Below are 10,800 nucleotides of genomic sequence, written 5' to 3' on the forward strand. Positions count from 1 at the left end.
CATGGAATTATTAGGCATACATCACGCTGCAATCATCTGTAGCAACTATGAAAAGTCAAAGCACTTCTATAGTGAAGTTTTAAAACTGCCGATTATTCACGAACTATACCGCGCTGAACGTGACTCGTATAAATTAGATTTAGCGCTTCCTGATGGCAGCCAATTAGAGTTGTTTTCGTTTCCTGGCGCGCCACAAAGACCAAGCTACCCAGAAGTTCAAGGACTTCGCCATTTAGCGTTTAAAGTTGCCGATATTGCAAAATCAAAACACTATTTAGAAACACAGGGTATTAGCGTAGAAGAAATAAGAGTGGATGAAATCACCGGGAAGCAATTTACATTTTTTGCCGATCCCGATGATTTACCGTTAGAGCTATATCAACTCTAAATTATTGAAAACGATCTTGTAAATAATTAAACACGGCACGAATGCCCAATGCTTCACCGCCTGCAGGACGACCCGGCAATGAGCGTACGTTCCAAGCCATCACATCGAAGTGAACCCAAGGCGTGCTTGGTTCAATAAACTCTTTTAAGTAAAGCGCGGCAGTGATTGCACCACCAAATGGCGTTGAAGCACAATTGGCGATATCTGCTACATCACTTTTTAATAATGCTTTGTATTGATCAAATAAAGGAAGTTGCCAAACAGGGTCGTGACAGCTTTCGCCTGCATCTATTAATTTGTTCGCAACATCACGATTATTGGCGAAAAAGCCCGGTAATTCAGTACCTAATGCTACTCGACAAGCGCCTGTTAGGGTTGCAAAGTCTACGATTAGATCTGGATTATCGTTTTGAGCTTCAGCAAGTGCATCACACAGAACTAAACGGCCTTCGGCATCGGTGTTATCAATTTCAACAGTGATCCCTTTACGTGTTTTGATCACATCACCTGGTCTAAATGCATTTCTAGAAACCGCATTTTCAACCGCAGGTACCAATACACGTAAGCGAATTGGTAAGTTGGCAGCCATAATTAACTGTGCAAGGCCAATAACATGCGCGGCACCGCCCATGTCTTTTTTCATGTTACGCATGCCTGAACTTGGTTTTAAATCTAAACCGCCAGAATCAAAGCAAACACCCTTACCAACCAAGGTAATCTGCGGAGCATCTTTTGCACCCCAACGTAAATCAAGTAAACGCGGTTTGTTTTCCGAAGCACGACCAACCATGTGAATCGTTGGGTAATTTTGCTCTAATAATTCATCACCCACCCATTCGCTGAACTCACCATCAAAGGTGTCAGCTAAATCAGCCATCACTTGTGATAAATGTTGTGGCATCATATCTGCAGCAGGTGTGTTCACTAAATCACGCACTAAGTTGATTGCGTTGGCATGCTCAGTTAAACGCTTAACTAGGCTTTCATCAGCAATAGCAAGTTGCGCTCGCGGTGAAGCTTTTTCTTTATATTCACTAAACTCGTACCCACCTAATACAAAACCAAGTGCAACTTGCTCAACGAAAGTGTCATCACCCTGGATTTGATAGCAACCTGCAGGAAGCTTCGTAGATAGGTCGCCTGCTAACCAAAAGTCATTAAGATCATTAACTAAGCAATAAACATGCTCCAATGAACCCGACTCACTATCAGCAATAAGGGCAATGCCTTTATTTTTAAAATCACAGTTTGATAACCAGTTTTGAAGTGATTGTGGTTGCTCAGTTAACCAATCGGTAAGATTTGCTTTTGCAATAAAAGAAAGGGGTATACCCGTTGAAGAATGGCGAATTAATGCACTCATTAAACGACTCGTTATAAAGAAAAGATAACTAAGCATACCAATATCTTGGTACAAAAGGTATAGGCAAAATCAGATTGCCAAACCCAAATCAGTGTTTGTTTTGCTTCTCTTTTTCTTCTTTTTCGACTTGCTGGTCTAGCTCTTTAAGTGACTTATTAATATTGAATGAACTTGGTAATACATCAACACCAACCCACTGCCCTAACTTAACTACAAGGGGAATGGTAATGGGTGCAAATGGCAATACAGCAAATACACCCAAACCTAAGCCTTTCAAGATATCTAAGAATTGTTCATTAGCAGTATGTAACTCTTCTTTACTAGCTAGGCCTTGAGTGTACCGCCTATATATATGAAGCATTTCTTTGGTTTCTTGCTTTTCTTGAGCAAGCGCGATTTTAAGTGCTACCATAGCGCGCTTAAAACGTAATGTTTGACGCTTTTTGGTAATTTTGGCTACTCTGAACGGAGCCCTATGAATAACTTTGTATAATCGCATTTAGGTATTTTCACACAGCATACGAAGTTCACAAAGCATAATTTACTTATATTAGTTTTTGACTTATCCTTAGCACTCTATTATTAATTATTTTTCATTAATTCAAATGGACCAAAAACAACTAAAGGACGAGCAAAAACCAACAAAGCCCGCTTCTGATGAATGTTGCGGTGGTGGTAGCTGTTGCCCATGCGTGTGGGATGAATACAAAGAAAAGCTTCAACAGTGGCAACTACTGAACGATAAACAACAAACAAAATAGACCGTTCCAATTCCTTTTTTGCCTACATTTCACTCAAAACTTTCTGTTTTTAAAATTTTTTTAGATATTTTATATAAATTTTTACAAAAAAATGAATCGTAAAGAATAAATTATCCCCTTAAAATTCATACACATAATCCAAATAAAGTGAATACCAGAATAACCAACACAACCAAAACAACATTAAATTAACAATTTGCAAATTATTTTCACAGTCTGTATAAGTTATTTACACCAATTTAGAGTTGGTGACCTAATCATAACTATTCTAACTGGGGAAGTCAGAATGAAATTCAAAAATAGCGCGCTGCAACAAGCAATTAAATTTGCTTTAGCAACAACAACTGCAGGTCTGTTTGTATCTGGATCTGTAATTGCGGCAGAAGAAGCAACTGAAGAAACAAAGGTTAATAAAAATGTAGAGAAGATTGCGGTAGTTGGTACCCGCTCTGCACCTCGCTCAATCGGTGACTCACCGGTACCAATCGATATCATCGGTGGTGAAGAGCTAGACAAAGGTGGTAACACCGATATGCTTGAGCTACTAAAAGGCTCTGTACCATCTTTTAACGTTCACCAAAACCCAATCAGTGATGCTGCATCACTTGTTCGTCCAGCAAACTTACGTGGTCTTCCTTCTGACAGTACACTTGTGCTTGTTAACGGTAAACGCCGTCACCGTGCATCTGTAATCGCTTTCTTAGGTGGTGGTATCAATGATGGTGCTCAGGGTGCCGATATCTCAGTTATTCCAAGCATTGCCTTAAAACAAGTTGAAGTACTTCGTGATGGTGCAGCAGCTCAATACGGTTCTGATGCTATCGCGGGTGTAATGAACTTTGTATTAAAAGATGCCTCTGAAGGTGGCTCTTTCGAAATTCGTCAAGGCGAATACTATGAAGGCGATGGCGATACAACGCAAATTTCAGGTAATGTTGGCTTACCATTTACCGATAGCGGCTTTGCTAACTTAAGCTTCCAATATAAAACAGCAGACGCGACAAGCCGTTCAGTTCAACGCCCAGATGCTGCTGCACTTAACGCAGCGGGTGTACCAGAAGTATCTTCTCTTGCGCAAGTTTGGGGTGCACCTGAGGTTGATGACGATATCTCTATCTTCGGTAACATCGGTTTAGATATAAGCAACACAGCGCAATTCTATATGTTTGGTAACTACTCTGAGCGTGATGTACGTGGTGGTTTCTACTATCGTAACCCACATACTCGTCCGGGTGTTTATTCAAATGATGGCGGTGAAACACTACTTGTTGGTGATTTAACTGGCGATATGAGCGGTAACTGTCCTACCGATATCATGATTGATGATAACGTTTTAGATAACCAAAGATACATCGATCTAGTTGCTAACAACCCAGATTGTTTTGCGTTTAACGAAATGCTTCCGGGCGGTTTTACACCTAACTTCGGTGGTAACATCACAGATACTGCACTAACAATTGGTACTAAAGGTGAAATCACATCTGGTTTCCTTGAGGGTGCATACTATGACTTAAGCGGTACAGTTGGTTACAACGAATCACGCTATTTCATTTATGACACAATCAATGCGTCATTAGGCCCAGACAGCCCGCGTGACTTTAGCCCTGGTAAGTACTCACAATTAGAGAAAAACTTTAACGCTGATTTATCAAAAGGTTTTGACTTTGGTTTAGCGTATGACGTTAACGTTGCTGGTGGTCTTGAATGGCACGAAGAAACGTTTACAGTTGTATCTGGCGACGTAGCTTCATTTACTGCGGGCCCACTAACAGAGCAAGGTTTTGGTATCGGTTCAAATGGTTTCCCTGGTTTCAAACCATCTGATGCAGGCGAATATACACGTCGTAACTATGCAGCGTACGTTGATGTTGAAGCACCATTCACTGACGACTTCCTAATGGGCTTAGCGCTACGTTATGAAGATTACGATACATTCGGTTCAACAACTAACTATAAGTTAACTGCTCAATACCACTTAACTGAAGACCTGAATATTCGTGGTTCAATCAGTACTGGTTTCCGTGCTCCTACAGTTGGTCAAGCTAACGTAAGTAACGTACAAACTAACTTAAGCAGCGGTGTTCTAGTTGACTCAGCACTATTACCACCAACAAACCCAATTGCTGTGCAATTAGGTGGTACAGAACTTCAACCTGAAGAATCGCAAAGCTACACTTTTGGTGCTGTATGGACAATTGGCGACTTATTCTTCACTATTGATTATTACAACATCCAAGTTGATGATCGTATCAGTCAATCAGACAAAATTGAGTTGAGCCAAGCAGACAAAGACACGCTAGAAGCGGCTGGTGTACCAAACGTACAAAACTTAGCGCAAGTAAGCTTCTTCACAAATGACTTTGATACAACAACACAAGGTGTTGACGCTGTTGCAAACTATTCAACTGAATTATTAGGTGGTAGTTCAACATTCAGCTTAGCGTATAACTGGAACGACACTGAAGTAACTAAGTCGAGCCCAATTACAGGTGAATTTAAAGTAAGCCGTTTAGAAAATGACTTACCAAATCACCGTGCAACGCTTAGCTGGGCACAACAGTGGGAGAACTTCTCTGCATTTACACGTGTTAACTACTATGGCGAATACCAAGGCGTTCACGTAGATTACGATGCAACAGCTAAAACAGCTGATGCAGCAGTAACAATTGATGCAGAAGTTACTTACTTCCTAACTGAAGAAATTAGCTTGTCTGTTGGTGCGACAAACTTATTCGACCAAGAAGCAGAAAAGCTTGATTTCTTCGACCGTACTGGCATCCCTAATAACAACTGGGGTGGTAAATACTACGAGACTTCACCATATGGTATTAACGGTGGCTTCTATTACGTGAAAGCTACATATACTTTCTAAATAGAGGTGCTTTCTAGGTTGAGAGATCAACCTAGAGAGTCTATACCCCAGACTTTTCTGGATATTTATAGTTAATCAAGGCGAAAGACATTTCGCCTTTTTCGTTTTATAGTAAATAAAAATAATAAACATCGCCCCATCATTATGCTGTTAGAAAAAGCGAATCAACTACTTGCTGAAAACAAACTAAAAGAAGCAGAGTTTCATTTTAAAACGATTCTTGATGCTGAACCCGAAAATGGCGAAGCATTATTTGGTTTAGGGCGAATCGCTCTGCGCCTAGAACGCTATGATGCGGCAGTATATCTATTACAGCGAGCTTGCGAGCGACTGCCGCACATGCTCGAGCCACTGCATGCCTTAGCGGATGCTTTTAATGGCGTTCACTCACCGCAAGATGCAGTGACTGTACTTGAATACGCAAAATCAATTGCCAGCCATAACCCTGAACCACATTATTACTTAGCCCAACACTATTTGACTTATGGCGAACTCGATAAAGCCTATAACATCTTAAAACATGCGCTAACTATGGGTAACTACCCTGTAAAAGCATATATTTTATTTGAGTTGGTACAGTTTGCTCGGTTTAACAACGAACAAAACTACATAAACGAACTCCACCACTTCTTAACGTTAACCGATAACGTCCGCTTAAAAATGGTCTGTTACTACGCCCTCGGCAAGAGTTACGATGTACTTGGTGATACACAACAGGCGTTTGATTATTACAAGCTTGCAAATAAGTTTCAGTCTAAATTGACGCAATTTAAAACCGCTGAGCTAGTTCCATTTTATCAACGTGTTATTGAACAAAGTCACGCCCAATTAATTGCCTCACGCGATAAAACTTTTAAAGGGACAGTTACACCAATATTCATAATTGGTATGCCACGCAGCGGCTCTACACTTATAGAGCAAATGCTAACAAGTCATAGTGACTTTGCCAGCCTCGGAGAAGATGCCAGTATCAGTAATCAGGTTGTTGCTTATATTGAACAAAAAACTCAGCGCCCCTACCCTGATTGCTTAGCTGAATTAGATCAAGGGCTCATCAACACAGCCCGAAATATTTATATTGAACGCTTAAAGCAAGCACCAGTGGTGCGCCCCTTTATGATCAATAAGCTACCTTCAAACTATCAATCACTTGGGCTAATTTATTTATTGTTTCCAAACGCTAAATTCATCAATATGCAACGGGATTACAATGCCATTGCTTGGTCGGTGTTTAGCAACTACTTCGCAGAAAATGAGCCCTACTTTTGTTCTCTACCCGAGTTTAAACAATACTATGATTTATATCAGCAGTTAATGGCACATTGGCACAACGTAATGCCAGAAGCTATTTTTGATTTAAGCTATGAGGAACTAGTGAGTGAAAGCGAACAAACATTAACAGCATTGTGTAAATTCTTAAACATTGAGTATAACAAGCAATTTTTAAATTTTTATAAATCGAAAAAACCAGTGGCAACGCTCAGTAAAACGGCTGTAAGACAGCCGCTTAACGACAAAGCAATTGATAAATATAAACGCTACGAGAGCGCTATGCACACACTTATGAATGAGCCTCAAACCAGTTCAGCAGATCAACAAACTGATCAAAACGCGCCTGTGGGTGAGTAAGCATATTAATGTGATCATAATCGACCTTATGGCCAAACTTACGGCCATAAATGGTCATGGTTTGCTTGCCAGTGCCCGACTCTTCCATAAACTTTGCAATATCAATTGGCTGACATAGTGCTTTATCTTTGATACCCGCAACGTGCATGATAGGTGGTAGCGCTTTATCGGCTAATGCTTTGGCGTAATCAAAGCCATCATCGGTGTCGACCCAAGGTTTACGTTTAGCCCATTGCATGCTTTGGTAATGCGATTTACGGGTTTCATCATCACTGCCCCATTTCAGTTTTTTAGCCGGCACAAAACCATGCTTACGGGCAACTAATGGCGCCAAGCCATACCAAATCAAATTACCTTGAATATACTTGCTTGGATGATGGTTATACAAAGACCGTTTAGACCCAAAATAGCCGCAGGCTTTCACATCATCAATCAACTCGGGAAAACGGGCAAACACACTGTTCATCAACACCCCGCCCCATGAGTGAGCAACCCAATAACGAGCAGGCTCGCCTTCAAGCTGTTTAATTTTATCTAGAAATGCAGGAATATCTTCTAAAATGGCCTCGGTCTGACCATACTTTGCATGCTTTGAAATCGCAGGTTTACTCTCACCACGACCGCGCAAATCAGCTACATAGCAAACATAACCATGCTCAGCTAAAAATGGCGCCAAGCCTTTATTGCTGTGGGTGTAAAAAATTTTGCCATTTTCAACGGCACCATGCATAAAAAACACTGCAGGGCCTTTCGCATCAGTCTTACTGATACGGCGTAAATGTAGAGTTTGACTTTCGGCGAGTTTAATAAACACCGATTCTTGTTTAATCGTCACGTTTGACCTTTTTATTCTTATAGACTCATCGTACCAGTATTAAGTTACGCCAGTCTATTCAGCAAAGCAAGTGTGAATGGCGAGTGCCATTCAAAATGAGAATCTCAGGCACGATGAGATTTTGATTAAATAGTAACACCAATGCAGAGCCATTATTCATTGATGTTAGAAGTTCGACTTGCAGGAGCCTTTGGCTAAATGAGCGCTAATAAAAAGGCTATGAAAATGAACTGAAAAAGTTTGATTGATGATTTTAATGCTACGTAATTAAAATATTCGGGAGAGGCGGCCTTTTGTCATGAGCTTTCTAAAGGCCATCACTTAGTGTGAGCAGACGTTGAGTATAACGCATATTTAGACAATTGTGAGTTAGAGCCGTTGGGCGGCTCTGTACTATTAACAGATGCAGGTTAAAAATGCCCTTCTATGTCTGCTTTTGAAGGTAAGCCGTTCGCTGGGCACTTACCCACTCTAACAAACAACTCGAATTACTACATTTAATTCATAAGATTAAATTTTAAATATTATTAAATTTGACTTTCACCTATCTTCCGCTCAAAAAATAGACTAATGTAAACATCCCCCAACTAACTTAGTGGGGACTACTTGTACCTCTTCCGATTTGGCGCTTCGGCATGCACAAATTGCCCTCTAAGTAATTTCTACATTAGAGGTGTTATCATGAATAAAAAGTCACTCAAGGCAGAACTACCTTTCTCTCAGCAGTCCCCTGAATACAATAACGAGCAAAATCAAGTTAAAGAACCTCAACTTAACTCTTTCATGGAGCTAGATGTTGTTCCAACTGCGATTATTTATTGTGAAGCTAATTTCACGAAAAGTGATGGTAAAACAGCGAATGGGCTTATAAGACAATCATCTAAGTTTAGAATACTCTCCGTCATTGATAGCGAAATGGCTGGTTTAGACTCTGGGTATGTTTTAGATAATAAAAGAAATAGCATCCCGATTTACTCAAGCTTAAATGAAGCATTTGAAATGGCAAATGAACCTGTCAACTTTTTCATTTACGGTTTAGCGCATTCAAATGGTTTACTATCCACTATAGACCGTCAAGTTATGTTAGAAGCCATTACATGTGGTATGAATATAGTCAATGGATTGCATCAATACTTAAACGACGACCCTGAATTCATAGCTGCAAGCAAAAAATATGGTGTTTCACTTTATGACATCAGAAGGCCCGTAAATAGAAGCAAGCTACAAGTTTTTAGAAATATTCTTAAGGAAGTTCCCTGCCCGAGAGTTACTGTAATGGGAACGGACTGTGCAATAGGAAAACGCACCACAGCAGTAACATTAAGTAATGCGCTGACAAGATATGGCTTAAAAGTCGTCTTCATTGCAACAGGTCAAACCGGTATAATTCAAGGTAGCCCCTATGGTTTAGTTATGGATTCTATACCTGCTCAATTTTGCCCTGGAGAACTTGAAGCTGTCATCCATCGTGCTTATAAAATTGAACAGCCCGATATCATCATAATTGAAGGTCAAGGCGCTTTAAGTCATCCTGCATTTTCAACCAGTGCAATGATCTTAAGAGGAAGTGCACCTCATGCTGTCATATTGCAACACGCCCCGCATAGGAAAGAGCGGGTCGATTTTAAGGGTATGCCAATGCCTAAGCTTTCATCTGAAATAGAGTTGATTGAAAGCTTTGCGAAAACAAAGGTTATCGGCATATGTATTAACCATGAAGAAATGGATGAAATGGATCTCGAAGAATATACATATCGTTACTCTAAAGATTTCTCGGTCCCCGTAACTGATGCATTAAGCTGCTCAAGTATGTTTTTAATTGAAATGATATTAATAGAATTTCCTCATCTCAGAATAAAAATACCTACGCTACAATGAGTAATCCTCGGCTGCAAATTGACGGTAACAAAATAGCAGAAAATGCAGCGCTGTTAATAAAAATGCTGAAACCTTTAGCAATCGATGTTGTAGCTGTAACTAAAGTATTTATGGGTCATCCTGTTATTGCCCGGCTCTTAATAGATGCAGGTGCAACTATCCTAGCCGATTCAAGAATTGAAAATATTGAAAGAATGCGACGAGCCGGCATTTCAGTGCCCATAATGTTGATAAGACCTCCGATGTTGAGTCAATTAGAACGGGTTTTGGTGAACTGTAATATAAGCCTGAATACAGAGATTTCTACTATACAAGCGCTTTCTGCATCCGCAAAAAAGCTCGGAGTATTCCACCAAGTCATAATCATGGTAGAACTTGGCGATCTAAGAGAAGGTGTTATGCCACATCATCTTATTGAGATAATCAAAGAAACACGCTCATTATCAAACATCAGTTTACAAGGCATTGGTGCTAATTTGGCATGTAGATATGGTATCGCACCCGACAATCATAATATGACATATTTGGCCAAATTAGCGTCTGATATAGAAACGCACTTTAAAATTAAGCTAGACATTATTTCAGGTGGAAATTCAGCAAATTTATTGTGGGCGTTTAGTTCAGACAATGTCGAACGTGTAAATCAATTGCGTTTGGGTGAGTCTATTTATTTTGGAGTAGAAGCGCTCAATAAACGCCGTATTAGCGGCGCACATACTGATACAGTAAAACTCATTGCTGAAGTGATTGAATCTAATCAAAAACCATCCATTCCTTGGGGCAAGCGTCATAAAAATGCTTTTGGAGAACAAGATGACATTATTGATAGAGGTGATGTTGCCCAAGCAATAATTGCCTTAGGTAGGCAGGATGTTGACCCTCATGGGTTAATCTCTCCAGAGGGACTAACAATCATATCGGCTAGCAGTGATCATATTGTAATTGAAAGCGATGACACGCCTTTGGAAATAGGACAGGAAATTGAATTTAAAATTGACTATGTAGGGTTATTGTCCGCAATGACCTCACCGTTCGTGAAAAAGTATTTTACTTAGCAAAACTAAAGCTATTCAA

9 protein-coding genes are annotated in these 10,800 nt (G+C 40.1%); 6 read left to right on the top strand and 3 right to left on the bottom strand.

Features of this window, described 5'->3' with window-relative positions:
• Position 1: 1 nt before the first annotated feature.
• Complete coding sequence (gene gloA2, locus AAEU31_RS04105; protein ID WP_421966531.1) at positions 2 to 388, top strand: SMU1112c/YaeR family gloxylase I-like metalloprotein; 387 nt, start codon at positions 2 to 4, stop codon at positions 386 to 388.
• A gap of 1 nt (position 389) precedes the next feature.
• Here the strand turns inward: gloA2 and AAEU31_RS04110 are convergent, their stop codons facing one another.
• On the bottom strand, positions 390 to 1,751 hold the full coding sequence (locus AAEU31_RS04110) for a leucyl aminopeptidase family protein (protein ID WP_295512422.1): 1,362 nt from the start codon (positions 1,749 to 1,751) through the stop codon (positions 390 to 392).
• A gap of 88 nt (positions 1,752 to 1,839) precedes the next feature.
• Positions 1,840 to 2,250: a hypothetical protein gene (locus tag AAEU31_RS04115; protein WP_135926511.1), complete on the bottom strand. Its 411-nt coding sequence runs from the start codon at positions 2,248 to 2,250 to the stop codon at positions 1,840 to 1,842.
• A gap of 106 nt (positions 2,251 to 2,356) precedes the next feature.
• Between AAEU31_RS04115 and AAEU31_RS04120 the strand changes: the two genes are divergently transcribed.
• The 3 genes from AAEU31_RS04120 to AAEU31_RS04130 all read left to right on the top strand — a co-directional run bounded on the left by AAEU31_RS04120 (position 2,357) and on the right by AAEU31_RS04130 (position 7,013).
• Complete coding sequence (locus AAEU31_RS04120) at positions 2,357 to 2,512, top strand: oxidoreductase-like domain-containing protein (protein WP_135926510.1); 156 nt, start codon at positions 2,357 to 2,359, stop codon at positions 2,510 to 2,512.
• A gap of 286 nt (positions 2,513 to 2,798) precedes the next feature.
• On the top strand, positions 2,799 to 5,384 hold the full coding sequence (locus AAEU31_RS04125; RefSeq protein ID WP_135926509.1) for a TonB-dependent receptor plug domain-containing protein: 2,586 nt from the start codon (positions 2,799 to 2,801) through the stop codon (positions 5,382 to 5,384).
• A gap of 144 nt (positions 5,385 to 5,528) precedes the next feature.
• Positions 5,529 to 7,013: a tetratricopeptide repeat-containing sulfotransferase family protein gene (locus tag AAEU31_RS04130; RefSeq protein WP_421966532.1), complete on the top strand. Its 1,485-nt coding sequence runs from the start codon at positions 5,529 to 5,531 to the stop codon at positions 7,011 to 7,013.
• Here the strand turns inward: AAEU31_RS04130 and AAEU31_RS04135 are convergent.
• Positions 6,946 to 7,848, bottom strand: coding sequence for an alpha/beta fold hydrolase (locus AAEU31_RS04135; RefSeq protein ID WP_199526933.1), 903 nt, complete (start codon positions 7,846 to 7,848; stop codon positions 6,946 to 6,948). The two genes, AAEU31_RS04130 and AAEU31_RS04135, sit on opposite strands and share 68 nt — an antisense overlap.
• Before the next feature lie 681 nt (positions 7,849 to 8,529).
• Here AAEU31_RS04135 and AAEU31_RS04140 point away from each other — a divergent pair.
• Together AAEU31_RS04140 and AAEU31_RS04145 are read left to right on the top strand one after the other, a co-directional pair.
• Positions 8,530 to 9,726 (top strand): N-acetyltransferase DgcN family protein, encoded by a 1,197-nt coding sequence (locus AAEU31_RS04140; RefSeq protein WP_421966533.1) that lies wholly within the window; start codon positions 8,530 to 8,532, stop codon positions 9,724 to 9,726.
• Positions 9,723 to 10,781, top strand: a complete 1,059-nt coding sequence (locus AAEU31_RS04145) for an alanine/ornithine racemase family PLP-dependent enzyme (RefSeq protein WP_421966534.1) — start codon at positions 9,723 to 9,725, stop codon at positions 10,779 to 10,781. The genes AAEU31_RS04140 and AAEU31_RS04145 overlap by 4 nt, the downstream gene beginning before the upstream one ends.
• Positions 10,782 to 10,800 lie beyond the last annotated feature (19 nt).

It is taken from the genome of Pseudoalteromonas thalassia (genome assembly GCF_049257215.1).
GTDB classification, from domain to species: domain Bacteria; phylum Pseudomonadota; class Gammaproteobacteria; order Enterobacterales; family Alteromonadaceae; genus Pseudoalteromonas; species Pseudoalteromonas lipolytica_C.

Coding starts and splice junctions, on each gene's coding strand:
- gloA2 (WP_421966531.1), top strand. CDS start 2: ATGGAATTATTAGGCATACATCACGCTGCAATCATCTGTAGCAACTAT.
- AAEU31_RS04110 (WP_295512422.1), bottom strand. CDS start 1,751: ATGAGTGCATTAATTCGCCATTCTTCAACGGGTATACCCCTTTCTTTT.
- AAEU31_RS04115 (WP_135926511.1), bottom strand. CDS start 2,250: ATGCGATTATACAAAGTTATTCATAGGGCTCCGTTCAGAGTAGCCAAA.
- AAEU31_RS04120 (WP_135926510.1), top strand. CDS start 2,357: ATGGACCAAAAACAACTAAAGGACGAGCAAAAACCAACAAAGCCCGCT.
- AAEU31_RS04125 (WP_135926509.1), top strand. CDS start 2,799: ATGAAATTCAAAAATAGCGCGCTGCAACAAGCAATTAAATTTGCTTTA.
- AAEU31_RS04130 (WP_421966532.1), top strand. CDS start 5,529: ATGCTGTTAGAAAAAGCGAATCAACTACTTGCTGAAAACAAACTAAAA.
- AAEU31_RS04140 (WP_421966533.1), top strand. CDS start 8,530: ATGAATAAAAAGTCACTCAAGGCAGAACTACCTTTCTCTCAGCAGTCC.
- AAEU31_RS04145 (WP_421966534.1), top strand. CDS start 9,723: ATGAGTAATCCTCGGCTGCAAATTGACGGTAACAAAATAGCAGAAAAT.